The 26,464-nt window shown below is 46.6% G+C and carries 21 protein-coding genes; 13 read left to right on the plus strand and 8 right to left on the minus strand.

What is annotated here, in order from left to right; translation table 11 throughout:
- Window positions 1–745 precede the first annotated feature (745 nt).
- A complete protein-coding gene (locus I2B62_RS06565) occupies window positions 746–1,732 on the plus strand; it encodes a DUF2804 domain-containing protein (protein WP_347707800.1) in 987 nt (328 codons plus the stop codon).
- Between the two features lie 373 nt (window positions 1,733–2,105).
- Here the strand turns inward: I2B62_RS06565 and I2B62_RS06570 are convergent, their stop codons facing one another.
- From I2B62_RS06570 to I2B62_RS06580, 3 genes are all read right to left on the minus strand, one after another.
- Entirely contained in the window at window positions 2,106–4,010 is a 1,905-nt protein-coding gene (locus tag I2B62_RS06570; RefSeq protein ID WP_195268190.1) for a DUF2207 domain-containing protein, read from the minus strand.
- 96 nt (window positions 4,011–4,106) lie between these two features.
- On the minus strand, window positions 4,107–4,661 hold the full coding sequence (locus I2B62_RS06575) for a LemA family protein (RefSeq protein WP_195268191.1): 555 nt from the start codon (window positions 4,659–4,661) through the stop codon (window positions 4,107–4,109).
- Between the two features lie 72 nt (window positions 4,662–4,733).
- The gene (locus I2B62_RS06580) at window positions 4,734–5,636 is read right to left on the minus strand and encodes a cysteine synthase family protein (RefSeq protein ID WP_195268192.1); all 903 of its coding nucleotides are present in this window, start codon (window positions 5,634–5,636) and stop codon (window positions 4,734–4,736) included.
- A 258-nt stretch (window positions 5,637–5,894) separates the two neighbouring features.
- Here I2B62_RS06580 and I2B62_RS06585 point away from each other — a divergent pair, with 258 nt between their 5' ends.
- The 4 genes from I2B62_RS06585 (at window position 5,895) to I2B62_RS06600 (ending at window position 10,508) form a co-directional block, all read left to right on the plus strand.
- A complete protein-coding gene (locus I2B62_RS06585; protein WP_195268193.1) occupies window positions 5,895–6,557 on the plus strand; it encodes an HAD hydrolase-like protein in 663 nt (220 codons plus the stop codon).
- A gap of 18 nt (window positions 6,558–6,575) precedes the next feature.
- On the plus strand, window positions 6,576–8,345 hold the full coding sequence (locus I2B62_RS06590; RefSeq protein WP_195268194.1) for a hypothetical protein: 1,770 nt from the start codon (window positions 6,576–6,578) through the stop codon (window positions 8,343–8,345).
- 104 nt (window positions 8,346–8,449) lie between these two features.
- Window positions 8,450–9,043 (plus strand): rubrerythrin, encoded by a 594-nt coding sequence (gene rbr, locus I2B62_RS06595; protein WP_195268195.1) that lies wholly within the window; start codon window positions 8,450–8,452, stop codon window positions 9,041–9,043.
- A gap of 112 nt (window positions 9,044–9,155) precedes the next feature.
- A complete protein-coding gene (locus I2B62_RS06600; RefSeq protein ID WP_195268196.1) occupies window positions 9,156–10,508 on the plus strand; it encodes a DUF308 domain-containing protein in 1,353 nt (450 codons plus the stop codon).
- A gap of 57 nt (window positions 10,509–10,565) precedes the next feature.
- Here I2B62_RS06600 and I2B62_RS06605 read toward each other — a convergent pair whose 3' ends face one another.
- Window positions 10,566–11,003 (minus strand): hypothetical protein, encoded by a 438-nt coding sequence (locus I2B62_RS06605; RefSeq protein WP_195268197.1) that lies wholly within the window; start codon window positions 11,001–11,003, stop codon window positions 10,566–10,568.
- Window positions 11,004–11,101: 98 nt separating this feature from the next.
- Window positions 11,102–12,538 carry a hypothetical protein gene (locus I2B62_RS06610; RefSeq protein WP_195268198.1) on the minus strand — a complete coding sequence of 479 codons (1,437 nt, stop codon included), beginning with the start codon at window positions 12,536–12,538 and terminating at the stop codon, window positions 11,102–11,104.
- Window positions 12,539–12,794: 256 nt separating this feature from the next.
- Here I2B62_RS06610 and I2B62_RS06615 point away from each other — a divergent pair, with 256 nt between their 5' ends.
- The 3 genes from I2B62_RS06615 to I2B62_RS06625 are packed head-to-tail and all read left to right on the plus strand — an operon-like array spanning window position 12,795 to window position 16,877.
- Window positions 12,795–14,132, plus strand: a complete 1,338-nt coding sequence (locus tag I2B62_RS06615) for a uroporphyrinogen decarboxylase (RefSeq protein ID WP_195268199.1) — start codon at window positions 12,795–12,797, stop codon at window positions 14,130–14,132.
- Window positions 14,133–14,154: 22 nt separating this feature from the next.
- Window positions 14,155–15,531 (plus strand): SLC13 family permease, encoded by a 1,377-nt coding sequence (locus tag I2B62_RS06620; RefSeq protein WP_195268200.1) that lies wholly within the window; start codon window positions 14,155–14,157, stop codon window positions 15,529–15,531.
- Between the two features lie 20 nt (window positions 15,532–15,551).
- Entirely contained in the window at window positions 15,552–16,877 is a 1,326-nt protein-coding gene (locus tag I2B62_RS06625) for a uroporphyrinogen decarboxylase family protein (RefSeq protein WP_195268201.1), read from the plus strand.
- A gap of 34 nt (window positions 16,878–16,911) precedes the next feature.
- Here I2B62_RS06625 and I2B62_RS20630 read toward each other — a convergent pair whose 3' ends face one another.
- The 3 genes from I2B62_RS20630 to I2B62_RS06635 form a co-directional block, all read right to left on the minus strand.
- Window positions 16,912–17,034 carry a hypothetical protein gene (locus I2B62_RS20630; RefSeq protein ID WP_279354778.1) on the minus strand — a complete coding sequence of 41 codons (123 nt, stop codon included), beginning with the start codon at window positions 17,032–17,034 and terminating at the stop codon, window positions 16,912–16,914.
- Window positions 17,035–17,508: 474 nt separating this feature from the next.
- Window positions 17,509–18,108: a MarR family transcriptional regulator gene (locus I2B62_RS06630; protein ID WP_195268202.1), complete on the minus strand. Its 600-nt coding sequence runs from the start codon at window positions 18,106–18,108 to the stop codon at window positions 17,509–17,511.
- Between the two features lie 72 nt (window positions 18,109–18,180).
- Window positions 18,181–18,774, minus strand: a complete 594-nt coding sequence (locus I2B62_RS06635) for an HdeD family acid-resistance protein (RefSeq protein WP_195268203.1) — start codon at window positions 18,772–18,774, stop codon at window positions 18,181–18,183.
- Between the two features lie 322 nt (window positions 18,775–19,096).
- Here I2B62_RS06635 and aroB point away from each other — a divergent pair, with 322 nt between their 5' ends.
- The 5 genes from aroB (at window position 19,097) to I2B62_RS06660 (ending at window position 26,434) form a co-directional block, all read left to right on the plus strand.
- Window positions 19,097–20,164, plus strand: coding sequence for a 3-dehydroquinate synthase (gene aroB, locus I2B62_RS06640; protein ID WP_195268204.1), 1,068 nt, complete (start codon window positions 19,097–19,099; stop codon window positions 20,162–20,164).
- 11 nt (window positions 20,165–20,175) lie between these two features.
- Complete coding sequence (gene aroA / locus I2B62_RS06645) at window positions 20,176–21,477, plus strand: 3-phosphoshikimate 1-carboxyvinyltransferase (RefSeq protein WP_195268205.1); 1,302 nt, start codon at window positions 20,176–20,178, stop codon at window positions 21,475–21,477.
- Complete coding sequence (gene aroC / locus I2B62_RS06650; RefSeq protein ID WP_195268206.1) at window positions 21,455–22,528, plus strand: chorismate synthase; 1,074 nt, start codon at window positions 21,455–21,457, stop codon at window positions 22,526–22,528. The genes aroA and aroC overlap by 23 nt, the downstream gene beginning before the upstream one ends.
- A gap of 9 nt (window positions 22,529–22,537) precedes the next feature.
- Entirely contained in the window at window positions 22,538–22,831 is a 294-nt protein-coding gene (locus tag I2B62_RS06655; protein ID WP_195268207.1) for a chorismate mutase, read from the plus strand.
- A gap of 174 nt (window positions 22,832–23,005) precedes the next feature.
- The gene (locus I2B62_RS06660) at window positions 23,006–26,434 is read left to right on the plus strand and encodes a pyruvate carboxylase (RefSeq protein ID WP_195268208.1); all 3,429 of its coding nucleotides are present in this window, start codon (window positions 23,006–23,008) and stop codon (window positions 26,432–26,434) included.
- Window positions 26,435–26,464: the final 30 nt, after the last annotated feature.

A 26,464-nucleotide genomic window follows, 5' to 3' on the forward strand; every position in this document is an offset into this window, starting at 1 on the left:
CAATCATTAAAAGCTGATTTGCAGAGGCATGTAACGAATGTAAAGGGCACCTCTGCGGAATTGGCTTTGGGGCCGCCAGCTGATTATAGCGAATCATAGAAAAAGGAGAAAAAGTTTATGTTGATAACAAAAGCCCTTATGGTGGTTAAGGAAGAACGGTATGATGAGGGGGGCAGGATTTGCCGATACCAGCGATGTCTTTAAAAAATTGGTGTAACATAGATTGAGGTTAAAATCAGTTTTGAGTATATAGTGTTTAAATACTCGATCCCCGGGTATAAATATTCTCGAACACACATACCTCTTACAGAATTTACATCTCCCTTAAATTACTCTCCCTTTATACCCCTGGTCCAGGACTGGGGGTGTTTTTTATGTGATTTTTAGTGCAACAAGGTAGTTTTTTGTTTTCGACACGTCTTTGACCTTATCTGTAAAGCCGGTACTGGTTGACGGAGATTATTGAGCAGGCATTAACTGTGCGTTTATGGCGGATATCGGCTGGTTTAGGCAATATAAGTGTAAACGTAAGCGTGGGTTACTTGGTAGAGATGGCCGTGACGGACCGGGCCTTGAGCAGCTTATCAACCAGGCGGACAAGGCTCTGTACATGGCCATAACCGGGTGTTGGGCTATTAAGATACATGTGATATAATGAATATAATACGATTACAGATAATGAGGTGAAAAAATGGGTGTGCAGCATGAAGTCACAACACCACAGCCCCTGCTGAATGCGTAGGGAATAGTTCAGGAGCCGGGCTGGGCAAAACAGCTGGTCTGGGACTATAACCGGGAAAACATCGCAGCGCCTTGGTTCAGGCGGAAGGAATGGGATTATTATCTGGTGGGCGACGAGAAGAAGGGGGTGGCCTTTACCCTGTCGGATTTAGGCTATGCGGGTATGGCGAGTGTATCCCTGCTTAATTATGAAAACTGGACAGAGCATACAGAAACTATTGTGGAACCGCTGCCCGGGGGCAAATACGGCCTCGGCGTCCATTCGGATAAGGGGGATGGCGAGTTTTGCCATTCCAGAATCCATTTATCCTACACCACGGAAAAGAACCGGCGGCGTATCCAGTGCCGTTTCCCGGATTTTTGGGAGGGGCGTGGACTGGAAGTAGATATTCTGCTCTATCAGCCGTCCATGGACACCATGTGTATTGCCACACCCTGGTCCGAAAAGCCAACGGCCTTTTATTATAACCAGAAGATCAACTGTATGCCCGCCAGTGGCTGGATAAAGCTAGGGGATAAAAGAATCCACTTTTTACCGGACAGCACCATGGGGGTGCTGGACTGGGGCCGCGGCGTCTGGACCTATAACAATACCTGGTACTGGGGCACGGGCAGCGGCTGGCATGAGGGAAAGCCCTTTGGCTTTAACCTGGGCTACGGCTTTTCGGACCGCAGCAGCGCCAGCGAAAATATGGTTTTTTATGATAACCAGGCGCACAAGCTGGATGAGATCGCATTTTTGATCCCAAGGGATGACAAGGATGCGTATCGCTTTATGGAGCCCTGGCGCGTAACCTCGAACGACGGACGTTTTGAGGGCTGGTTTACGCCAAAGCTTGACCGCCGGGCCAATATCAATCTGCTGGCGGTCAGGAGTATTCAGCACCAGGTATTTGGTCGTTTTCATGGCAGAGTGGAGCTGGACGACGGAAGTGAGCTCCATATCGAGGATTTCCTGTGCGCGGCTGAGGTCATTCATAATATGTATTAAGGGACGAAAAAACACCATGAAGGAGCTTTAAGCCTTCATGGTGTTTTTTTGTGTCAGACCTTACGTTTTTTAATGTGATGGCGGCGTATGAGGAGAACGACCATCACCAGAAGAATCAGTCTAGCGCCAGTGAGAACAGGCAGAAAATCAGAAGCAGAAGGGCCGTGGCAATACGTTTGAGTTTCATCATAAAATCCCCCCTTTTTTTATAAGTTGTTCCCTTTATGGTGATTGCCTTAATGATACCCCCCAATAACATCAAAAGTGCAAAAGTGGACGCGACGAAAAAGACAGAAATTAAGAAAGCCCCGTGACATCGCGAAAACGCAAGGTCACGAAGCTCTTTTTATAAGGGGTGGGAACGATGGTGCTTTTACCAGCTTCCGCCGCCACCACCGCCACCACCGCCGCCGGAAAAGCCGCCGCCACCGGTGAAACCGCCGCCGCCGAAGCCGCCGGAACCGGAGTTCGGGGGAACGGTAATGTTGGTTGAAATGGCGTTCATGCTGTGCATGAGGGCATTGGTGAAATAAATCGTATTGAACATGCTGTAGGAATCATAGGTTCTATACCAGTATGGCGGTTCGATCGCCAGGCTTTCAAACCGTTTGGCCCATTTGTCTGTGACGCCCAGCACGTAGGCATAGGGGAGCACATCAAAGAAATAGTTGGGATTTTCATCCACCAGGGTTTTGATGCGGTCCAGCTCTGCGGTCTGGATAAAGTTTTTAAAGCCGAGGGTCTCGCCCAGCCATTTGTTGCCCTGAGGGGTCCGCTTGGTGGCAAAGGCGCTCAGGAATCCGGCAACGACTGCGGCAATCACTGCCGCCAGCGGGGGCAGAATCGAGCCGAAGGTCGCCGTTCCTGCTGCCAGAACAATGATCAGCAGCACAGCGGAGATAAGCGCCCCGGCAGCCATCTTTCCGGTGAAGGAGCCGGCGGTCATACCACGGCGAGTCTCAAGGGTATGGGATAAAAAGGTCAGTCCTGCAAAGGGAAGAACTCCAAACAGGCAGCCCATAATCAGCACGATAAACACGTCAAAGAAGCCCTCGCTTTTATAGCCCACGGCGCAGCCGAAAATGAACAGAGGCAGGAAGCAGGCCAGGTGAATAAAGCCCTGGGCCGCCTTGGAGCCGGAAGTGAACAGCTTGTTCTGGGGCTCTGCGAAAAAGCCGCTGACCTCAGCTTTGGCCACCTGCATATCCTCGTAAAAGGTATCCTCCAGATCCTTCATGCTGGAAACAGTGCGTCCATTGGGGAAAAGAGCGCGCATAACCGTATGCTCAAAGCTTAGGGCATTGGCTGGAAGCTCCTGTACCTTTTCGAATTTGAAGTTCTTTTTACTGGTCTGCTCAATGGTCAGATAACCTTTGTCCGCCAGATACATAATCATGGACAGGATTTCCTCGTTGCCGGTTTTGCCGTCGATGATGGTTCCAACCTGAGCTGGTGTGAGCTTATCGGGCGCGTAAAACATGACAGGCTCCAGCGGTTTCTGGTCGCGTCCGTAGCGGAACCACAGGATAATTGCCAGAATCAGGCACAGCCCGGAAACAATGTAGACTGCCGGCAGCCATTCGTTGCCGGTACGCATGCCCACAAAATAGCCCTGCGGCAGGCGGATGTTGAGGGTGACGCCCTCGTTGGGCTGTAATGGTTGATTGAGGGTGCCGTGGATCGTGTTGCCATCGACAGTGAAGCTCACGGCATCGGTCACGGTGCCGCCGTAGCTGCCTGTAATAAACTCGACCTTTGAGGCGTCGAATTCCTTGGGCATATTAATGGTAAAGGTTGCGCTTTCAATGGTGGTATCCCAGTTCTGGGGAATAATGTTAAAGTAAACATCGTCAAATTGGTCGATATGGTCATCTCCCGGGTCCCAGGTGTAGGAAATGTTATAGGTCTGGTTGCCGTCCACATATCTGTCGGCATCGCCAATCTGGATAACTTTACTCCCGTTCTCGCTGTCTGTTTCAAAATCGGAGCCCGAAACTCTGATGTTTGAGACACGGGCGTTGTAGCTTGTTTCTGTCGCCTTGCCGTCAATATCCCGGTAAAAGCTGCCGCTGTAGGGAATGTAGCGGTAAATACCGTGCCGTGGCTGACTGAATGTGACGTTGATTTTTTCGTTGACGTCGTAGGCATGGTTTTCCTGTACGTTCATGGTCACGTCGTAGCTGTCGATGGTGAAGTATTCCCTGGCCAGTCCAGTCCCGGGAAACACAAGCGCCAGCAGCAATATGAGCGCCGCCAGTACAGGCAATTTCTTTTTCATAGGTGCACCTCCTTGAGAAGAATGTAAAAAGGAGAATAAAGAATTAAAGCTTTTATTCTTTTAATTCTCAATTCTCCAGGCTTAATTGTCCGTTGATTAAAATTGTACTTTGACGTTTTCACGTTCTTCCTGAGAAGATACTTCAAAATAAGGTTTCTTTTCAAAATGGAACATGCCGGCAATGATACTGCCCGGGAACATTTCAATTTTGTTGTTCAGGTTTTTCACGGAAGCGTTATAGTATTTGCGCGAGTTGGCAATGTCTTCTTCAATGTTCTGAAGCTGACGCTGCAAATCCATGAAGTTGGTGTTAGCCTTGAGATCCGGATAGGATTCGGTAACAGCGAACAAACTCTTTAAAGTTCCGCTCAGGGCGTTTTCGTTTTTCAGTTTTTCATCAATGGAGGAAGCGGTCATGGCTGCGTTGCGGGCAGCGGTTACCTTTTCCAGTGTCTGGGATTCGTGGCCGGCATAGCCCTTGACTGTTTCCACCAGGTTGGGGATCAGGTCGTACCGTTTTTTCATATACACGTCCATGGTGGAAAAAGCTTCTTCCGCCTGGTTTTTCGTTTTAACAAGGCCATTGTAGCTGCCCATTACAATAAGGGCAAGAATGACGATAATGGCAATGATAATAATAATGGCAATCATTGTAAACCTCCTGCTTTCAATTTGATCTTATTATACCACATTTCCAGTAAGCCTAAAAGTAAATCAGGCGGCTTACAGCTTAAATAAATCCGTACTTAAGTATTTTTCGCCGCGGTCGGGGAAGATGACGACAATCAGACCTGAATCCAGGGTTTTTGCAACCTCACAGGCCGCGTACAGGGCCGCGCCGCTGCTCATGCCCACAAAAATGCCTTCTTTTTTGACGATCTGGCGGGCAAAGTCAAAGGCCAGCTCTGATTCCACCATGATGTGGGTGTCGATTTTATCCGGATCGTAAATGGCGGGAACAATGGCCTCCTCCATATTTTTAAGCCCCTGGATATAATGCCCTTTTACGGGGTGCGCCTCCACGATCTGCACCTCAGGATTGTGGCATTTAAGGCCCATGCCAATGCCCATGATGGTACCAGAGGTCCCCAGTGATGAAACCATGTGTGTGACCTTTCCCTCGGTCTGCTCCCAGATTTCCTCAGCGGTGGTGGTGTAGTGGGCCAGCTTATTGTACTCGTTGCTGAACTGGTTCGGGTTAAAATATTTGTCCGGGTTTTCGGCCAGCAGCTCCCGAACCCTGCGGATCGCGCCGTCGGTGCCTTCATCGGGGGCTGTCAGGGTGACCTTGGCGCCAAAGGCCTGGATCATTTTACGCCGTTCAATGGATACGGCCTCACTCATGACGATTTCCACATCATAGCCCTTGACCGCGCCGATCATGGCCAGACCGATGCCTGTGTTGCCTGAGGTGGGCTCGATGATAGTTTTATCCTTTGTCAGCGTGCCTTCCGCCTCAGCCTGCTCAATCATCTTGAGGGCGATGCGGTCCTTAATACTGCCGGTCGGGTTAAAGCCCTCCACCTTGGCGACGATCTCAACCCTTGGGTTTGGACTTAAATGGTTAAGACGCACCATGGGGGTGCGTCCGATGGTTTCTAAAATGTTGTCGTGAATCTGCTGCATGTTATGCTTCCTTTCTGTATCTCTCATCCCTTACAGGATAAATGGTGAAAAATGGATTCATTCCTGCATAATATTATAGTACAAAAAGCAATAGACTGCACGGGTAATTTGAGAAAAAGCAAAGCTGAAAACCTTTTTCAGCCAAGAAAAGCTTTTATTTGAGAGACATTTGTATTATAATGAAAGACAGTCATACTGAGAAGCAGACTCATGATGGGATTATTTTCATCCCAATGGGACAATTAAAGGAGGGCGTTCATGAAGTATCATTGCGTATTGTTTGACCTGGACGGCACATTGCTGAATTCCAAGGAGGGGGTCTGGCGTTCCTTTGAGTACGCGCTGGAAAAGCTGGGGTATCCTGAGCCTAAAATTGAGGACATCGAACCCCTCATCGGACCGCCCATTGAACAGGTCTTTACAAAATATTACGGCTACAGCGAGGCGGACGGCTGGCGCGGCCACGACTTTTACCAGGAGGAATACGTGACACACGGCCGTATGTACAGGGATCCTTTCTTTGACGGGGCGGCTGAGACCGTGGAGGCGCTGCAGGAGCTTGGCTGCAGGGTTGGTATTTGTACCAACAAAGGTGAGCCCACTGCTCGGAAGATCGTTGAAAAATCCGGGGTCAATATTGCCAAAGACCATGTGTACGGGCCTGACACAGCCGGCACACGCACCAACAAGGTTGAGATTATCAATGCCTTTTTAGAGGATTATGGCTACAATACACCTGAGAAAAAGGCCGGAGTGCTTATGGTGGGAGACCGCTACTACGATATCGAAGGTGCTCACGCCTGCGGTATTGACGCGGCCGGCGTCGCCTTTGGCAATGGCACTCGCGAGGAGCTGCTCGGAGCCGGAGCCATTGCTGTGGTAGACCACATGATGGAGCTGGTTGAAATAGTAAAAGGATAGACAGAAAGGAAGTTATCTATGGAAAATATGAATGTACATCGCAGTATTGTTATCAACGGCGATTTGAAGTTTACGAATGTCAGCCGGGTTTTACAGTCTAAAACCTTTGGGAAAATGATTACCACTTTTGTGAATGAGTTGGAAATCCGTCATTCCAGAAAGCTGAAGGCGATTATCCCCTTCCGGGACGAAAACAAGTCCTTTGACCTGGAAAAATTTCGTGATTTTGTAACTCTGCTTAACATGAAGTCCTTGAAAGAGGTTATGCGGAGCGGCTATTTTGATATTCAGTACGGGGTGGACGAATACACCGCCATCATGCTGGATTTTCTCGAGGGATTTTACAACTACTGGCGTAATATCCAGCGTTTTATGGTTAAAAATGAAAGCTATAATCCGGACGATGGCGCAAAACGCTCTAAAGCCCACTCACTGGCCTCAAACAACGAGTCTCTGAAAAAGCTGGTACTGGATCTGTACCGTAATATTCTCTACAATGTTACCGGCAAAAGCCTGAGTATTTACCGCCAGCTGCCCTCCGGCGCCCAGGTATCCTTCCTGGTTGACCACTTTGACTTTCCAAATGATATCAAGAGTAAAAATGACTCTCTGTACCGTGTGCCCTATGTATGGGAAGCTATTTTTGAGCCGCCGGTCATTTTTTATACTCAATCCAGCAAAAGAAACGGGGTATTCCCCATTAAAAAAGACAAGAAAATTCTGGAACGCTTTTATATGGATTCCGAATCTTGGTACGCGATCCCGGTAAAAGCCGGACGTCTGCTGATCATCGCTTACTGCCATAAGGATTTTCTGGAACTGGGCGCAGGCCTTTTCAACCTTTTCGAGCTGGCGACACCAGAGGAATTTCTGCACAAAAAGCCAGACGGTGCAGTTTTCTTCGGGCTGGACAAGAGCCTCTTTGACGAGGACGAAATGCGCGGCTTTGTGGTGAAGGAGGATGGCATTTACTATGGTATGCTGCCAAACGATCCGGATATCGACTACTTTGGCTATATGAAGAAAATGATCCTGACGCTGCACAATATCATCCAGATCAAAAACTTCTGGCTGCCAATCCACGGCGCTTTTGCCAAAATCCGTCTGGCCGGGGAAAAGCCAGTCAATATCATGCTGGTTGGCGACAGCGGCGCTGGCAAGTCCGAAACGCTGGAGGCTATTCACAAGCTGCCGAAAGAGCTGGGCTGCGACGTGGACATTCTCATCGACGACATGGGCTCCCTGCATTTTAACAAGGAGGATGAGCTCATGGCCGTTGGGACTGAAATCGGCGCCTTTGTCCGTCTGGACGACCTCCAGCCGGGTTATGCCTACAGCACCATGGACCGCTCAATTTTTATGAATCCCAACATCGTTAACGCCCGGGTAATCGTACCCCAGATGACCTATGAGGAAATCTCAGCTTCTACTCCAGTTGATTATATTTTCTACATTAACAACTATGAAAAAATCGACGATGCGCACGCGCCCATCGAAATGTTTGACGACCTGGACACTGCTTTGGCTGTATTCTCAGAGGGAAAGCGCATGGCCAAAGGAACCACCGGCGAGGTTGGTATCACCACCACCTATTTTGCGAATCCCTTCGGTGCTGTACAGCTCAAAAGCGAACACGAAAAGATTGCGGAAAATTATTTTAAACGCATGAAAGAAAAAGGCATCAAAATCGGTGTGATCCGTACCCAACTGGGAATCCCCGGTTTTGAGCAGGACGGCCCCTTTGTCGCTGCCGAATCCCTGGTAGATTTTATTAAGCATATTAAGTAAAAATAAAATAATTCTAAATTAGCGGGTGAAAAAATTTGAATTTTTACTGAGATCGCGTTATAATAAAGAAACGAACAATATCAAAATCAAGGAGGAATTTACCAATGGGAAGATTAAAAGGTACGGAAACCCTGTCAAATTTAATGAAGGCATTTGCAGGTGAAAGCCAGGCGCGCAACCGCTACACATTTTTTGCCTCAAAGGCTAAAAAAGAAGGGTATGTACAGATTCAGGAAATTTTCCTGGAAACTGCAGCAAATGAAAAAGAGCATGCTGAAGTTTTCTATAAATATATGGCTGCTGAATTAGAAGGCGGTGAAGCCATGATGCTGAATGTCAACGCGGATTATCCTGTAGCATTGGGCGATACCAAAAGCAACCTGATCAATGCCGCTGCCGGTGAAAAAGAAGAATGGGCAGACTTATACCCCGCTTTCGCCGCAACCGCTAAAAAGGAAGGCTTTGACGACATCGCAGAATCTTTTACTCAGATATGTGTCGCTGAAAAGGCCCATGAAACCCGTTATAAAAAATTAGCGGCTAACATCGAACAGGGCAAAGTATTCAAACGCTTTGGTGATGTCAGATGGAAATGCGGCAACTGTGGCTATATTTACGAAGGCAATGATGCGCCTCAGGTATGCCCGGCATGTAAGCACGACCGCTCTTACTTCCAGCTGTTTGTTGAAACCTACTAAAAATAAAAAACATGACCCGTGGTACTGCAAAATGCAGCGCCACGGGTTTTTTAGTTGCGTGGCCGGTCGAAAGGCGGTAAAATAAGAATATTACAGAAAAAGGGGAAAAGGAATGGAAAAAACGGTTGCGCAAAAGCTCATCGGCCTTCTGGCCGGACTTCTGGTTATAGGAGCCGGGATGTTCTTAATTCTGCGGCCAAAGACCTCAATCATCGATCTGGTGGTGTTGATCGCTGTGGTTTTACTGATCATCGCGTTTATGAATCTGGTGGCAGTGCTTTATAAAAAACGAATCAAAGGACAGGGTGAGGTGCTGGAGGCTGTGGTCAACCTTTGCTTTGCCGTTGCCTTTTTTATCCTGCGGTTTAAGGTGGTGCGCTGGATTCCTGACATCTTTGCCGGGTGGATTATCTTGAATTCCATTATCCGTTTCATGTCGGCTGTTACTTATTTTAGAGACGGCGCGCCAAACTACGGCGTTTATTTTATCAATGGCGTGATCACGCTGGTAGCGGGCGTCCTCATGCTGGTCAACAACCGTCTGAACGCCATCGGCTTTGGCCTGGTGGCGGGTATCTACGTGCTTTGGTATGGCTTTACCATGATTTTTGATACCTTTAATGAGGAGTCAACCCAGCAGAAAATGTCGGCGACGGCCAGGAAAATGCAGCGGAAACTGCGCTTTTCCATTCCGCCTGTTATCGGCGGACTTTTGCCAAGACGTCTGCTCAAGGAATATGACGCTAAAGTGGCTTCGGAGGATGCCAACGCCTATCTTCATGAGCAGAATGTATCTATTCCCGAAAAAGCAGCGGGACTTGCGCCCTTTAATGTGGAAATTCTAGTGCATTTATCCAAGAAATTCATGGAGTCCTTCGGCCATGTGGACTTGATATTAGGGGATGAGGCCGTGGCCTATGGTAACTTCGACAGCCATAGCTATCGTCTGTTTGGGGTGATCAGCGACGGGGTTCTGTTTAAGTGCAACCGGGAACGCTACCTCCAGCAGTCTGCCTTCCACGATGACAAGGTGCTCATCGCTTTTAAAGTGGCCTTTGAGAAGGAAGAGCTTTTGCAGATTAAGAAGAATTTTGAGACTATGCGGGAGAACATGGAGGAGTGGTACTGCGATACCCAGCTTATGGAACAGGGGCTGCTGCCCGAAAAAGACTATAGTGACATCGCAGATCAGATATACAAGGGAAATGACGCGATTTTTTATAAATTTAAAAAAGGGACCCTCAAGACCTACTTTGCTGTGGATACTAACTGTGTCAAGGTAGCAGATTCCCTGTTTGAGAACACCAGTTTTGACAAGCCGGCCATTCCGGGAATTGTGACACCCGGGGCTTATTATCAGTTTTTGATGCGCGAGCTTGAGAAACCCGGCACTAAGGTTTATGAACGGCATGTCTATTCAAAGGAAACCCTGATCTATAATAAGGAACTGGAAACTGGAAAATAAAAAAGGCCATGGCCCCGTATTATGCAGGACCATGGCCTTTTTGAATACACAGGCAGGCTAGCGGCAGTGCCGTCCTCCGCCGTGATGGCCGCTTCCGTCCCGAGGACCATTTCCGCTCCCGTTCGGGCAGCTGTCGCCTACTGGATTGCCGGTCATATCGCAAAAGCCGTCCCCATCCGTGTCGCCGTAACCGTGATGGCCTGTAGTGGTGGGTACAGCCGTGTCGGATATGCTGTTGTCAACATCCGTGGCTGGAGTCGTACCTGTGACTGGCGCTGCCAGACAGTTACCATTGCCCGTGCAGCTGCCCTCGCCTACCTGATTTCCGGTCGCATCACAGAGACCGTCGCCGTCTGTATCACATATGACCGCGGTGTGCTGCGCGCCGTATTCCTGCATAAACCGACCGCCGTTTCCGGCTGCCAGAGCTGTGGTGCCTGTGAGCAGCACAGCGCCAACCATAAAACCAGCGATTACTTTTTTGTTCATTTTCATTTGAATCACTCCTTATTTTCTATCTTGTCTTTATTATAGAAGGTGATTATGGCAAAATTGTGACAAAATGAAAAATGTATCATATACATTGATGTTGACTATTCCCGAAAAAGATCGAAGACGGCTCTTAGTTTATGAATAACCCATTCTTTATTCTTTTGAATTAAGGGAATACTACTCCAAAAATCATCATAATATTGGGACAAAACAAAGACAGCAGTAGAATCCTCGGAAACAAGTGCATGAAAGTTTCCTGTCAGCGTTTCATATTTATAAGCGAGGGCATAACGGTTATCCTTAATTAAAAATATAGGGCTGATTCCTTCTGTTTTGGGCAATTCATTAAGGAGTGCTATTTCATATTCAGCAGATTTTTCAGCGAGCTTAATGAGAATGTCAATTTGATTAAGAAAAGCCCTGAGTAAGTCCTGTGCCTTTGGCATAGGGCTCTTTTGTATAGTTTTTACAAAATTTTCAATGTCTTTTATGCAGTAAATATGCCTGACTGAACCTTGGTTTAGTGCCGATTCCCAAATACGGATAGTATCTTGCGTATTGAGTTTATAGCTATAAAGATTTTCAATATCGGTATTGAAGGGAAATGGCAAAGAGGAAATGTAGTATAAGCGCCCTTCCATGCAGAGCTTGTCTTCTAAAAAGCCGAGGATATCTCCGTAGTGGTCAAGATGATATTGTGCATAAATAGGAATACTTTTTGACTGAAGATCATTGTAAAATTGTTGGTAATAACGAACCGTCCGAATATCTGAGTGATATTCAGCATAACGCTGTACGGTAAATCTCTCATTACATTGACAGATTAAGGCAGCCTTATCTTTTATAATTAACATATCTGATAAAAAATTAGGTACCAGCTGAAGAGGGATATAATGAGTATCAACTTTGTAGTTTAAGTTTAGACTGATATCCCGTAAAAAAAGGTTTTTTAAAGCCGCATATTTAGCATTGAAAGTATGAATGATTTTAAGATGATGTCGATTAATAACCTCATACAATAGTTTTTTTCTTTTTTCTAAAAAGCTTGATTCTTCCTGACGCCATGAGTTCTCTTCACAGTCGAAAATCAGAAACTCCTGATTTGGCGGTAGGTTTTTCAACGTTTCCAGCATTCTTAAAACAGCTTTTTCACGGCCACTGTCAAAATGATAAATAGATATTTGGGTGGTATAACTACTCGAGTCCAATGTGATTTTCGAATCGTCGAGTTGATCTGGAACATCGGTCAGCCATTTTTTTAAAAGGCCTGGAAGAATATCCTTTTCGGTGTTTTCAATCTGTTCGTAGTCATCGGATAATAGTGTTTTGATTGTGTGAAAATTATTCTTTTGATCGAGTTTAAGGTAGTATTGACAGATTAAGTCCGCATAAAGAGATTTTGGATTGATAAGGCGTTTGTGATTGCGCCATTTGCTGACCAGTGAATCGTTAACATGAAGGACCTCAGCAAGATCTTTTATACGTGTGCGAAAGCACTCCATTAATAAAAACAGGTGTGAAGGTGGATAATTATTCATAAGCAGACCTTACCACTCCAAGGGTTAATGATTAGTGGCCTCTCAAATTAAATGTTTTTTCTATTATATCTGCCGTCAAGTTTTTTGTCAAATTCTTTAATTGACAAGAGGGTGTAAACCATTGCTTTTGTCTTTTGGGTTAAGTATAATTCAGAAAAAGAAAGAAATTTCACAGAATATCCGATGATAAAGAGAATATATTGCGCAATATATCGTAATTAGTTGTTTATTCATGGAATTAAAAAGGAGTGGTAATATGATGATAAGTTCTAAAACAGAACTCTTTAAAGAAATTTATGAAGGACGAATTCCAGAGAGGGTCCCGATTTCAGCTAAGCTACCGTTTGAAGCTTGTATTGATTATGCAGGTTTGTCAACAGTAAAAGCTCAGTGGACATTTGAAGGCGTAGAGCATGCCTATGATGCGCTTTGTCGAAGAATTAACACAGACACAATGCCGGTCGGTGGGGAAGAAAAAAATCCAGCGGTTTTTAAAATTCTTGATTCACAGGGATACAAAGTGACATCCTCCGGGAGTATTCAACATTCGGATTGTGTTACTTTACTGTCCGAGGAATATGACAGCTTTATTAATGCTCCGATAGATTTTTTTATGGAAAAGGTTTTACCGCGTATGTTTAAAGGGCTGGATTGTGATGCAGCTATGCGTTCAGTTAATTTAGCAAAGGCATTTTCGGCCTTTAATGAAAGATCGGTACAGATTGGACAGCTTACGCAAAAACTAGGTAAGAAATATGGTTTTTTCACACCGCCTGCGGGTTCTTCAGCAGTAGTTCGGGCCCCTTTTGATCTGCTCGGCGATTTTTTAAGAGGGTTCAAAGGTATTTCGTCAGATTTGAGAAGAATCCCTGAAAAAATCAGCATGGCATGTGAGGCATTGCTGCCATTTCAAATTTTCAGAGGGCTTCCGAAAAATGTTTCGTACTTGGGATCCACCTTTATTCCATTGCATTTTGCAGGATATATACGGCCAAAGGATTTTGAGGATATCTATTGGCCATCTTTGAAAAAATTTATTGATTACTTGTACTGTCATGGACAGGTATGCCAATTATTTTGCGAGAATGACTGGATGCGTTATCTGGACTACTTATACGAGCTTCCTCCGGGGACACGATTAATTTTTGAATATGGAGACGCACAGAAAATTAAAGACACATTGGGGAAAAAACATATTATCAGCGGTTTATATCCTTTGACATATTTAAAGACTGCAACAAAACAGGCGTGTATTGATAAAGCCAAGGAATATATTGATATTTTGGCTCCAGGAGGAAATTATATATTCAGTTTTGATAAAAATCCTCTGAGCTTGAACAGTATTAATCTTGATAACTATATTGCAGTAATTGATTATGTGGCCAAAAATGCGCGATACACAAATGTGGGAGATCGGGCTATTGAAAAGAAAAGCTATGGGGCTGTAACCTGTCCAAGTATTCCCGAGCTTAAGACCAGATATCTTCAAAACTATTATCCAACGGGGGATACAACAGCTATGGATGAGGTGATGAATCAACAGTTGAACAAATACGACACGATGCTGATGAATATGCTTTTAAGGAGTTTGTAACTTTAAAATTAAGGAGAATAAAATGAAGAGTAAATTACAGGCAAATGCAAAGCTGGTTAAATGGGTTATCATTATTTTGGTACCCGTTATTATCCTATTAATACCAGCTAATGATATTTTCACATGGCAGATAAGACTTTTTAGTGCAGCAACCTTTTGTACTATTTTGATGTTTGCCTTTGAAGTGCTGCCAAATTTAATTCCGGCAATGATGCTTCCGGTATTTTATATCCTTGCAAACCTAGCGCCGGCAAATGTGGTTTTTTCACCATGGTTTGGCACAATTCCCTGGATGTTTATTGGTGGATTTTTGTTTGCAAATATATTAATTCGTATTGGACTTTTAAAACGCGTTGCCTATTGGATCATTGAAAAAACAGGTAAATCCTATTATGGATTGCTGATAGGTATCATGCTTTCAGGTCTGGCCATAAATCTGTTAGCGCCAGGCAAAGCTATTTTGCCACTTGCAGGCTTAACTTTTGGTATTTGTAAAGCGCTCAATCTGGGTAAATCCAAAGAATCAGCCGGTATTATGATGGTGGGATTTTTCTCTGCCTATATTCCGCTGCAGTTTATTTATAATCCGTCCTTTGCGGTTATTCCAAATATGGCAGCTTCTATTACGAATCCATCCATTTCTTTTTTGGATTATTTTATTCACAATATTCCATTTGTTCTTTGGGTTCCGATTGTTGTATTCACAATTGGCCGTTTTTGCAAGCCAAAGGAAACAGTCTATCAAATGGAGTTTGTATCTGAAGAACTGAAAGAAATGGGAAAAATGACCCGAGATGAAAAGAAAGGCGTAATTATCAGTCTTTGTTTACTGGTTTATATGCTGACTTCAGGCATACATAAGCTGGATATTTCATGGGGATTTTTACTGGCTGGCTGTATTATGTATCTTCCGGGATTTAATGTGGGAACCAAAGAAGATATTCAGAAAATTGATTTTTCCATGATTTTCTTTACAGCGACCTGTCTGAGCATCGGTGCGGTGGCTAATGCCATGGGATTTGGAAAGATCATCGCAGACTTAGTTTTACCAATGATGTCCGGCAGCAATATTTTTGTTATGATTGCGGTTATTTGGATTATCTGTGTTATTTCTAATTTTGCATTGACGCCAATGGCTATATATGCGACCTTTACCCTTGCTTTCACCCAAATTGGTATGACACTTGGGATTAATCCGTTTGCAGTGTTTTATACGATTCAGGCAGCTGGAGCAGAAGTCATTTTCCCATATGAGTGGGCGCTTCCGCTTTTCTATGTATCCTTTGGTTTAATTGCCACAAAAGACTTTATGAAAATATGTGGTATTAAAATGGCAATGTCCATTGTGTTCATGATGGCAGTTGTTGTACCATACTGGCTGCTTATCGGCCTGGTTTAAATGATTAGAGAGGGAAAAAAATGAAAACAGATGTGATACAAAAAAATTTTACGGATGTATATGATGGTATTATTCCAAAACGGGTTCCTGTAGGTGCAGTTTTGCCCTTAGAATTCTGTATTCAATACGGAGGTCTAAAGCTTGGAGAAACACAGTGGACGCTTGAAGGTGTTTACGAAGCAGCCGATAAGCTCTGCAGTGAACTGCCATTGGAGTCTGTTCCGTTGGGGACACCGCGTTATCCTGCCTATCTTACGCTTTTAGGCGCCAAAACTTATGTCATGGGGGACAGCGGATTTATGCAACATCCTGAGGTGGTGGGCATGGAGCCAGAGGATTACGTTGCTTTTATAAATAATCCGCGGGATTTTATTATTGAAACGGTTTTTCCAAAGCTTTTTACAAGCTGGGAAAAGGATAGTGTTGGCAGAACCCTTGCGTTTGCTCAAGCACTTCTGGCTCATAATGATTACCAGAATCAACATGCTGCCATTATTAAAAAGCTGAGGGAAGAGCATACATTTTTTACTCCCCCTGTTGGTTCTTTAGGGGGAGTTACAGCACCTTTTGATTATCTTGCTGACTTTTTACGCGGTTTTACAGGAATTACAAAAGATATCAAGCGCTGCCCCGAAAAGATTGCTGAAGCCTGCAACGCGATACTGCCATTTCTTTTTGAAAAAGGATTGCCGTCCAACCCGAATAAATATGGACAGACTTTCATGCCGCTACATATGGCAACGTATCTGAGAAGCCAAGAATTCGATAAGTTTTACTGGCCGTCCTTTTGCAGGCTGGTAGAGGCTTTTCATAATGCGGGGCAGCCATGCTATATCTTTTGTGAAGCAGATTGGACACGTTATCTGGATTACCTAGTGGAGTTGCCTGAAGGAACACGTTTTTGTTTTGAATATGGTGACCCACAAACGATTAAGGATAAACTTGGAAAAAAACATATTCTTTCAGGTTTATATCCGGTCACTTATCTCAAAACAGCAACAAAACAGCAGTGCGTTGATAAAGTAAAGGAACTTATAGATATTATGGCGCCGGGTGGTAACTATATATTTAATTTTGATAAAAATCCTTTTGTTATGTCAGATGTTGATCTGAATAACTACAAAGCAGTACTGGAATATGTTGTTCAAAATACAGATTACACAAATGCCGGAGAACGCTCGAGAACAGCAGAGGAGCAGAGTGAATTACCGATGGTAGTCCCTTTAGCGGAGACAAAATATCGAAATACTGTCTGTTCCGTCCAGGCTGGCCTTGAGGATACAGCTATGCCAATTTTAAAAAAATATCAAAACCAGGTATGGGCATTTATGACTAAATTATTGTGACTCAAAAGACTTTGATCAAAATGGAGAGCGGTTTCTACTGAACCGTCAGTTTTGTCTTGGTGATCACACTGTTCAGGGGCCTCAGGTCGTCAAGACTGGTATTGGAATATCGAAGCTCGGCCTTGTAAACGCCGGGCGGTGGGATATAACTGGCCACAGGGGGGTGAACTTTTCTGAGGACCAGATGGTCTGTCCGGTATCGGAGAAAACCAGATGCAGCTTAAAGTAACAGGGATTGCTTGTCGAATTTTCAAACACGGCAGAGATCACGCCGGTATTGCTGGAGCGGGAATCTCTACCGTATACCTTAAGACAAAGCGGCCTGAAATTTCCATCACACCCACAGGATGATCCTCTTCCAAAGTTATGGCCAGTGCTGGCGCTCCAAAGGAAGCGAGCAATACAAGGCCAAGACTTAAAGAAATAAATAATTTTTAATATGCATATCTTTACTCCTTTTCTTTTTAAACCAGACGCATAGGCTGGTCCCATTTACCTTTCCATTATAGAATATGAGGATCCTCAAAAGTTTCTCAAAAAGGCATTGTTTTCAGAAAAAATACAAACAGGCAAAGAAAAAAGATCGGTGCAGATCTGCACCGATCTCAATCAATCGGGCCAAGGCATTGGTTTATTTTTCGTCGATGGCGTCCAGAGGCTCTCTGAGCTTGTTGACGGCTTTTTCCAGGTCCTGGCTGACATGGGCCAAAAAAGCGGATATTATTTTCTCGTCAGCCGGGCTCAGAGCCTTCAGGTAGGTATCCAGACCTTTGAAGAGCTGTTTTTCGTCACGGCTCATCTGGTCGTAGAGGGTCTGGCCTTGCTCGCTGAGGTTAAAGATTACCTCACGCAGGGCGCGCTCCTTGGTAATCAGTCCTTTTTCCATGAGCTTTCCGGTGCTTTTGGAAACAGCGCTTTTCGAGACGTCCAGCGCCGCGGCGATGGCAGTCAGGTTAAGGCCGGGGGTGCTGCCGATGACACGGAGTGCACTGGTTTCGGAAATATAGAGGGGGATTTCCCCGCCGTAGAAACGTGGAAGATCTTCAATAAGATGATACTGGTCCGCGATTCCGGCCAGCGCCTGTCTCAGATCTGTCCTGGACTTGGAGGCGGCAGCAGGCTTTTCCTTCTGCGGTTCTCCGGTTTTCAGAATTTCTTTTTTCTTATCATTCTTTTTCTTTGAATTCTTTTTGTCAGCCGGTTTCTTACTCTTTTTTTCCTTTTTCATCATAATACCTCTCTTACTAAAACTATGATAAAGACCGGAACCAATGCAGCATTAGTTCCGGGGTTTTATGACAGTCTATTTTTTCAGCAGGCTGTTGGTTTTGGATAAACGGTATGCAAGCATACAGAATGAAACGCCAAGGCTCACAAAGGCAATGCCTGTCCAGATGGTGATGGTCAGTGCTGTGAATACGGGGTGAAGCAGAAGCACGATGGACAGGATAACGACCAGAATGCCCAGTGCCAGGTTCCAGCCCCAGCCGCTGTCGCCAAGAGATTTTGTGGTAAAGGCGTAGCCAATGGTATTAAATCCGCCGAACATCACTGCGAAGGCCACATAAAACGCCAGCACATCAGCTGAGAGGTTCAGGTTTGCCACTAGAATAATCCCTAGCACCAGCATCAGTATACCGGATACCAGATTCCAGCCCCAGGCCGGGATGGCTTTGCGGTTAAAGATGGTGACAAAAATGGAGGCAAGCCCCGAGATTAAAAAGGTTAAGGCAAAGAATACTGTCAGCGCCGCATATCCCTGTAAGGGGGTGAAAAACAGCCAGATGCCTATGCCGATGGCCAGAATGCCGAGGATTAAAAACATCCACCAGTGTTTGATGGTTTTTTCAAGGTCTTCTTCCAGAGTTTCGATTGGTCCTTTAGGTTCTTCATACATAGTAAAGACTCCTTTCTATAAGTAAATCGCTTGAGATCTTTTTTATTTTGTTTTAATTTATATACCCGCGGTAAATGGTAAATAACATTATAGTCAACCTGGTTGCTTATATGTTTATCATAACGGATTATGCCATAAAATGCAACGGAGTTTTTTTAATTTGAAGCTTTCTTGATAATTGTAATAAAAATTGCAGGCAATAACCGGAAGTTTGAAATGCTTTACGGTAAGGTTGACTGCTCACTTTAGTAAAAGTATGATATAATAATTATTCAAATCAGCGAAACTGCATACAGTATTTTATAAATAAAGGAGTGAAACCATGAAGGAATTAACCTGTACGACTGAAAACAAGCATCAGTACAAAATTATGATTGGCAATGGCCTGAAGGAGCATCTGTTTGAGATGGATGAAATCTTCGGCGGTTACCGAAGCATTGTCATTATCAGCGATAAAAATGTCGCCAAGCTGTATCTGAGCAGTGTTAAAAAGCAGATGAAAAGTCTGGGCGCGTCTGTATACACCATTGTAATTCCCCCTGGGGAGGAATCCAAAAGCCTGGCTCAGGTTGAGGAAATTTACTACCAGCTTATGGATATGGGTATCACCCGCTCCGACGCCATCGTGGCCCTGGGCGGCGGTGTGGTTGGCGACCTGGCGGGGTTCTGCGCGGCGACCTTTATGCGCGGCATTGATTTTGTCCAGATTCCAACTTCTCTGTTGGCTCAGGTGGACAGCAGTGTGGGCGGAAAGGTCGGGGTAGACCTGGGCTTTGGCAAGAACCTGGTGGGCGCATTCCATCAGCCCAAGGCAGTGATTATTGACCCTAAGTTTCTGGACACACTGGACGACCACTACCTGACCGACGGCATGGGCGAGGTGGTCAAATACGGCTGTATCAGCTCCGCAAAGCTCTTTGTGCGTCTCATGGGCTTTGAATACCAGGAGGATTTGCTGGAGGACATGGAGGAAATTATAGCCAAGTGTGTCCAGATCAAGCGCAACGTGGTTGAGAGCGATGAAAAAGAGAAAGGACTGCGCCGTGTTCTTAACTTCGGCCACACCATCGGTCATGTCATCGAATCCTATTTTGAGTTTAAGGAATACTCCCACGGTGAGGCGGTGGCCATCGGTATGTACCAGATCACCAAAATGAGCGTACGTGAAGGCATCACTGCGCCGGAAACCCTGGGCAACCTTCAGCTGATCCTGGAAACCTATGGTCTGCCCTACGAAATGCCGGAAATGGATTTAAACCGGGTCAAGGATATCTTATATTCAGACAAAAAATTTGAGAACGACGTTCTAAACATTTGTATCATCACTAAAATTGGCAAGGCAGAGATCGTTAAAATTCATAAGGACCAGGCCATTCAGTTATTTCAGTAGAAAGGGACAGCATGAAAAAAGTCGAAATTACTCCTAAAAAGCTGGGCGGCGTCATTGAAATTCCGCCATCCAAAAGCGTGAGCCACCGCGCGGTAATGTGTGCGGCCCTGTCGCAGGGAACCAGTGTGATTACCAATATCCTTTTATCCGAAGACATTACTGCCACCTGTAAGGCCATGGAAACTCTGGGAGCGGAAATTAAATATCAGGAAAACGAGAGCGGGCGTTATACGCTGACCATTACAGGTGTAAGCTGTCCGGATACCGAGGGCAAGACCATTGACTGCGGCGAATCCGGCTCCACGCTGCGCTTTATCATTCCGCTGCTGGCGTTAAAGGCCAGAAAGTCCCGCGTCATTGGCCGCGGACGGCTGGTTTGCCGGCCCATGCAGCCCTACTACGATATTTTTGAGGAACAGGGCATCACTTACCGGAAGGAGACAGGTGGCCAGGAGCTGCCTTTATGTTTTACAGGCAACCTGAAGCCCGGCACTTACCGTCTGAACGGCAGCATTTCATCCCAGTTTATCACAGGGCTGTTATTCGCGCTTCCTCTGCTCAATGGCGATTCGGTCATTGAAATCACGACGCCGCTGGAATCTAGGCCTTATATTGACATTACTTTGGATGTTATGGAAAAATTCGGCATCGCTGTGGCTAACGAGGACTACCGGCTGTTTCGCATAGCCGGAAACCAACAGTATAAAGCTCAGGATTACCGGGTTGAGGGTGATTTTTCTCAGGGTGCTTTCTGGCTGGTGGGAGGCATTTTGGGCGATAAAATTGACTGTGAGGATTTGCAGCCGGCGTCATCTCAGGGAGATAAGGCGATTGTTGAGATTATTCAATCCATGGGCGGCAGCGTTTCTCAGACCGGGACAGGTTATGCAGCTGAACCGGGCCGTACACACGGCGCTGTGGTGGATGTTTCTCAATGTCCGGATTTAGTGCCGGTGCTCACTGTGCTGGCGGCCTTGAGCCAGGGTACGACGGAGATTGTCGGCGCTGCCCGCCTGCGTTTTAAGGAATCGGACCGTCTGGCGGCCATGAACGAGGTGCTGACCACATTGGGAGCCAGGATCACCGAGCATCCTGAAGGTATGACCATTGAGGGCGTCGGACATTTTACCGGGGGCGTGGTAGACAGTCACAACGATCACCGGATTGCCATGGCGGCGGCCATTGCCAGCTTTGCCTGTCAGGATAAGCTTACGATAACAGGTGCCGAGAGCGTGCGAAAATCCTATCCGGATTTCTGGAAGGATTTCAGAAAAATGGGAGGTATTATTCATGAGTTCGATTTGGGGGAATAAGATTAAGGTTTCGGTGTTTGGTGAATCCCACGGAGCGGCCATCGGGGCGACCATCGACGGGCTTCCATCTGGTGTGGCAGTAGACCTGGGCGAAGTTGAAACGGAAATGAAACGCCGGGCCGCCTCGAGCAGCCGTCTGGCCACTCCCCGTAAGGAAGCGGATGAGGTGGAAATTGTCAGCGGCTTTTTTGAGGGCAAAACCACGGGAACACCGCTTACCGGGATCATCCGAAATGGCAATACCCGCTCGAAGGATTACGCACGCACCAAGAATCTCATGCGCCCGGGCCACGCTGATTACAGCGGCTGGGTGCGCTACGACGGCTTTCAGGATTACCGGGGCGGCGGACATTTTTCGGGACGTCTGACAGCACCCATCGTTTTTGCCGGCGCGGTTGCCAAAGCTGCTCTGGCCCAGCTTGCGTCTGAGGTTAAAATTGGCAGCCGGATTTTATCCATCGGCAGTGTCCAGGACAAAAAAGACCTGAAGGCCGAAGAATACGCCGCGCTCCATTATGAAAACCCTTTGTTTCCGCTGTATACGGAGACACTGGAGGAGCCAATGAAGGATGAGATTCTCGACGCCATTAAGGATCAGGATTCTGTGGGCGGCGTGATCGAAGGTTATGTGACCGGTATGCCGGCCGGAGTGGGCGATCCGCTGTTTGATTCGATCGAGAGCCGGTTGTCTGCGCTGTTGTTTTCAGTGCCGGCGGTTAAAGGTGTTGAGTTTGGCCTGGGCTTTGGCATTACCGGACTCCGCGGCTCTGCGGCCAACGATTCTTTCTATATGGATGGTGACAGGGTCAGGACCGTCACTAACAATAACGGGGGTATTAATGGTGGGATCACCAACGGGATGCCCATTGTGTACCGGGCGGCCTTTAAACCCACAGCCTCCATTGCCCAGCCGCAGAAGACCATTGACATGGCGGCCAAAAAGGATGCGGAGATCGAAATTCAGGGAAGACATGACCCCTGTATTGTTTTGAGGGCCTGCCCGGTAGTGGAGGCAGTCACAGCGCTGTGTATGCTGGATTTTTTGGTATAAGGAGTGAATATGGCAAAATCGATTGAAGAAATACGGGCGCGTATCGACCAGGTCGACGCCGAAATGCGTGCTCTTTTTGAGGAACGGCTTGATCTTGTTTATCAGGTGGCTGAATATAAATTCATAAATCATGGAGAAATATTCGATCCTAAACGGGAGGCAGAAGTCGTAAATAAGCATACGGAAAGATTAGAGAACGCGGATTACATGAAATATTATAAGGAATTCATCCATGCCGTTATGGACCAGAGCAAAAGGGTTCAGCAGGCGTATATTGATGAGCAAAGTGCAAGGGAAGCATAAAAATTGTGTTTTTCAATTAAAAACACTTGTTTTTGTCTTAAATAACAAAAATTTTTCTTTTCATTAGCTGAAGGTTTATATATAATAGAGTAACGATAAATATTTATGCACTGGTCTGTCTCGTTTTGTCAAAGCGCGGCAGGCTGTAATTTTATAGTGAAGTGAGAGTTACAGATGAAAAAATTTAACAAGGTATTGATTGCCAACCGCGGCGAAATCGCCATTCGTATTATTCGTGCCTGCCAGGAGCTGGGTATCCAGACTGTTGCTATCTATGCTCAGGAGGACAAGATGTCCTTGTTCCGCTCCAAGGCGGACGAGGCTTATCTGATCACTGGTACCACCGGACCGGTCGAAGCTTATCTGAACATGGACAAGATCATCTCCCTGGCCAAGAAAAAGGAAGTAGACGCCATCCATCCGGGCTATGGCTTCCTGTCCGAAAATCCGGAGTTTGCCAGACGCTGTGAAGAGGAAGGTATTGCTTTTATCGGACCAACCCACACCATGATGGAACAGATGGGGGATAAAATCCAGTCTAAAATTGTGGCAAAATCAGTCAATGTTCCCACCATTCCCGGGGTCGAAAAGCCCATTACCTCAGATAAGGAGGCGGCTGAATTTGCAGGAGTGGCCGGCTATCCCATCATGCTTAAGGCCGCTGCCGGCGGCGGCGGACGCGGAATGCGTATCGTCCGCGACGAGAGGGACCTGCTGAAGGAATACCACTCGGCCATGAGCGAGGCTACCAAAGCCTTTGGCGACGGCACCATCTTTGTGGAAAAATATCTGGAAGAGCCCAAGCACATCGAGGTACAGATTCTGGGCGATGATTACGGCAATGTGGTTCATCTTTTTGAACGTGACTGCTCCATTCAGAGGCGCCATCAGAAAATTATCGAGTTTACACCATCTCTCAGTATCAGCGAGGAGCAGCGCCAGGCCATCTGCGCCGACGCCTTAAAGCTGGCAAAAGCGGTCAATTACCGCAATGCCGGGACCATTGAGTTTTTGGTCGATAAAAAAGGAGACCACTACTTTATTGAAATGAACCCGAGAATCCAGGTAGAGCATACGGTTACCGAGCTGGTCACCGGGATCGACCTGGTTCAGTCCCAGATCATGATCGCCGAGGGCTATCCGCTGGATTCGGATGAGATCAATATCAAGGGCCAGGACAGCATCAGAAGCCGTGGCTACGCCATCCAGTGCCGTGTCACCACTGAGGACCCGAAAAACCACTTCATGCCAGACACCGGCCGCCTGGATGTTTACCGTACTGCCAGCGGCGCTGGTATCCGTCTCGATACGGGCAATGGCTTTACCGGCGGTGAGATCACACCGTACTACGACAGCCTTTTGATGAAATCCACCTCTTTTTCCAGAACCTTTGAGGACACCCGCCGGAAGGCTCTGCGTGCCCTGAAGGAAATGCAGATCGAGGGTGTCCAGACCAATAAGGACTTCCTGATCAACGTGCTGGAACATGAGATGTTTAAGAGCGGCAACTGCGATACAAAGTTTATCGACGATCACCCCGAGCTTTTCAATATCCAGGCGGAAAAGAGCCAGGCCTATAATGTGATCCGTTATTTTGGCGAGATGGCTGTCAACGAAACCTTTGGCAGCAAACCAGACTTTGATGAACCGGAAATTCCGGAAATTCCAAGGGGCATCGAGCTTCGCGGCACCAAACAGATTCTGGATGAACAGGGACCGGAGGGTCTTGTCAAATGGATTCAGGGTCAGGAAAAGCTGCTTCTGGGAGACACCACCCTGCGTGACGCGCACCAGTCTCTGTTTGCCACCCGGGTCCGCAGCCGTGATATGATCAAGATCGCCAAGGAAACTGCCTATCTCGGCCAGGATATTTTTGCGTTGGAAATGTGGGGAGGCGCCACCTTTGACGTGGCCTATAATTTCCTGAAGGAATCGCCCTGGAGAAGACTGGATGAGCTGCGCAAGCGTATTCCGAACATTCTGTTCCAAATGCTGCTGCGCGGGGCCAACGCAGTCGGGTATAAAAATTATCCGGACAATGTACTGCGCAAGTTTATTAGAGAATCCGCCGAGGGCGGGATCGATGTCTTCCGTATTTTCGACTCTCTCAACTGGATGGAGGGCATGAAGGTCTCCATTGAGGAGGTTCTGAAAACCGGCAAGGTCTGCGAGGTTGCCATGTGCTATACCGGCGATATTCTCGACCCTAAAAAGACAAAATACGATCTGGACTACTATGTGCGTATGGCCCACGAAATCGAGGCAACCGGCGCGCACATTTTAGCCATCAAGGATATGTCCGCTCTGTTAAAGCCGGCTGCGGCCTTCAAGCTCATTAAAACGTTGAAGGAAGAAGTGAGTATCCCGGTTCGCCTGCATACGCACGATACTGCGGGCAACGGCGTAGCAGCCATTCTCATGGCGACCATGGCCGGTGTGGACATTGCCGACGCGGCTTTCAGCAGCATGAGCGGCCTTACCAGCCAGCCGTCCCTCAATTCGGTGGTCGCAGCGCTGGCCAACACGCCGCGCGATACGGGCATGAACGAGGATGATCTTCAGCTCATTTCCGACTATTGGGAAACGACCCGTCAGGTTTACAGCAAGTTTGAATCTGGCCTGAAATCCGGCAGCACAGAGATTTACAATCTGGAAATTCCGGGCGGCCAGTACTCTAATCTGAAGAGTCAGGTCGAAAGCTTTGGCCTGGGCCATAAGTTCAAGGAAGTTAAACAGAAATACATGGAAGCCAACCTGCTGCTGGGCGATATTGTCAAGGTTACCCCATCCTCGAAAGTGGTTGGGGATATGGCGATCTTTATGGTTCAGAATGCTCTGGATAAAGATAATATCTATGATAAGGGCAGGGATCTTGCCTATCCGAACTCGGTGGTGGATTACTTTAAGGGAATGATTGGGCAGCCCGAGGGCGGTTTTGATCCAAAACTCCAGGAGATTGTTCTGAAAGGCATCGAGCCGATTACTGTTCGTCCGGGCACCCTGCTGCCACCGGAAGATTTTGACGCGATTCGTCAGGAATATCATGACGAGTTCGGCATTGAGCTGGCGGAACGTGAGGTAACCAGCGCGGCCCTGTATCCTAAGGTGTTTAAGAATTATGTGAAATTTTACCAGGATTACGGCGATTTCATGCGTATGGATACACATGCTTTCTTCTATGGCCTGAAGGAGGGGGAAACCGCTGAGGTTGAGGTGGATAAAGGGAAACGCTTCATTATCCGTATGGTCAAGATGGGCCAGCCCAACGAAGAAGGCTACCGTCCTGTGCTCTTTGAAGTGGACGGTTTCCGGCGTGAAATCTATATCGAAGACAAACGAAGCCTCTTCTCCAAGGAAAAGAGCACCATGCTCAAGGCGGATAAAAATAATCCAAAGGAAATCGGCTCCGGTATTCCGGGTACAGTTCTGAAGGTATTGGTGAACGAGGGCGAAGAAGTGGCCGAAAATCAGCCGCTTATCATCGTCGAAGCCATGAAAATGGAAACCGAAATTGTGGCGCACGCCGCGGGAAAAATCAAAGAAATCTATGTCTCCGAAGGACAAAGTGTCCAGTCCGGCGAATTGATCATCACAATGGAATAAAAATAAAATCCGTTTCTGCCGTGAAATGGC

The organism is Eubacterium sp. 1001713B170207_170306_E7, from assembly GCF_015547515.1.
In the GTDB taxonomy this organism is placed as follows: Bacteria; Bacillota; Clostridia; order Eubacteriales; family Eubacteriaceae; genus Eubacterium.

Excerpts from the sequence above, each read along its gene's own strand:
- aroC (WP_195268206.1), top strand. The coding sequence starts at position 21,455 with ATGAGTTCGATTTGGGGGAATAAGATTAAGGTTTCGGTGTTTGGTGAA.
- I2B62_RS06585 (WP_195268193.1), top strand. The coding sequence starts at position 5,895 with ATGAAGTATCATTGCGTATTGTTTGACCTGGACGGCACATTGCTGAAT.
- I2B62_RS06590 (WP_195268194.1), top strand. The coding sequence starts at position 6,576 with ATGGAAAATATGAATGTACATCGCAGTATTGTTATCAACGGCGATTTG.
- I2B62_RS06635 (WP_195268203.1), bottom strand. The coding sequence starts at position 18,774 with ATGTATGAAGAACCTAAAGGACCAATCGAAACTCTGGAAGAAGACCTT.
- rbr (WP_195268195.1), top strand. The coding sequence starts at position 8,450 with ATGGGAAGATTAAAAGGTACGGAAACCCTGTCAAATTTAATGAAGGCA.
- I2B62_RS06610 (WP_195268198.1), bottom strand. The coding sequence starts at position 12,538 with ATGAATAATTATCCACCTTCACACCTGTTTTTATTAATGGAGTGCTTT.
- I2B62_RS06575 (WP_195268191.1), bottom strand. The coding sequence starts at position 4,661 with ATGATTGCCATTATTATTATCATTGCCATTATCGTCATTCTTGCCCTT.
- I2B62_RS06625 (WP_195268201.1), top strand. The coding sequence starts at position 15,552 with ATGAAAACAGATGTGATACAAAAAAATTTTACGGATGTATATGATGGT.
- I2B62_RS06600 (WP_195268196.1), top strand. The coding sequence starts at position 9,156 with ATGGAAAAAACGGTTGCGCAAAAGCTCATCGGCCTTCTGGCCGGACTT.
- aroB (WP_195268204.1), top strand. The coding sequence starts at position 19,097 with ATGAAGGAATTAACCTGTACGACTGAAAACAAGCATCAGTACAAAATT.
- I2B62_RS06620 (WP_195268200.1), top strand. The coding sequence starts at position 14,155 with ATGAAGAGTAAATTACAGGCAAATGCAAAGCTGGTTAAATGGGTTATC.
- I2B62_RS06660 (WP_195268208.1), top strand. The coding sequence starts at position 23,006 with ATGAAAAAATTTAACAAGGTATTGATTGCCAACCGCGGCGAAATCGCC.
- aroA (WP_195268205.1), top strand. The coding sequence starts at position 20,176 with ATGAAAAAAGTCGAAATTACTCCTAAAAAGCTGGGCGGCGTCATTGAA.
- I2B62_RS06630 (WP_195268202.1), bottom strand. The coding sequence starts at position 18,108 with ATGATGAAAAAGGAAAAAAAGAGTAAGAAACCGGCTGACAAAAAGAAT.
- I2B62_RS06605 (WP_195268197.1), bottom strand. The coding sequence starts at position 11,003 with ATGAAAATGAACAAAAAAGTAATCGCTGGTTTTATGGTTGGCGCTGTG.
- I2B62_RS06570 (WP_195268190.1), bottom strand. The coding sequence starts at position 4,010 with ATGAAAAAGAAATTGCCTGTACTGGCGGCGCTCATATTGCTGCTGGCG.
- I2B62_RS06615 (WP_195268199.1), top strand. The coding sequence starts at position 12,795 with ATGATGATAAGTTCTAAAACAGAACTCTTTAAAGAAATTTATGAAGGA.
- I2B62_RS06655 (WP_195268207.1), top strand. The coding sequence starts at position 22,538 with ATGGCAAAATCGATTGAAGAAATACGGGCGCGTATCGACCAGGTCGAC.
- I2B62_RS06580 (WP_195268192.1), bottom strand. The coding sequence starts at position 5,636 with ATGCAGCAGATTCACGACAACATTTTAGAAACCATCGGACGCACCCCC.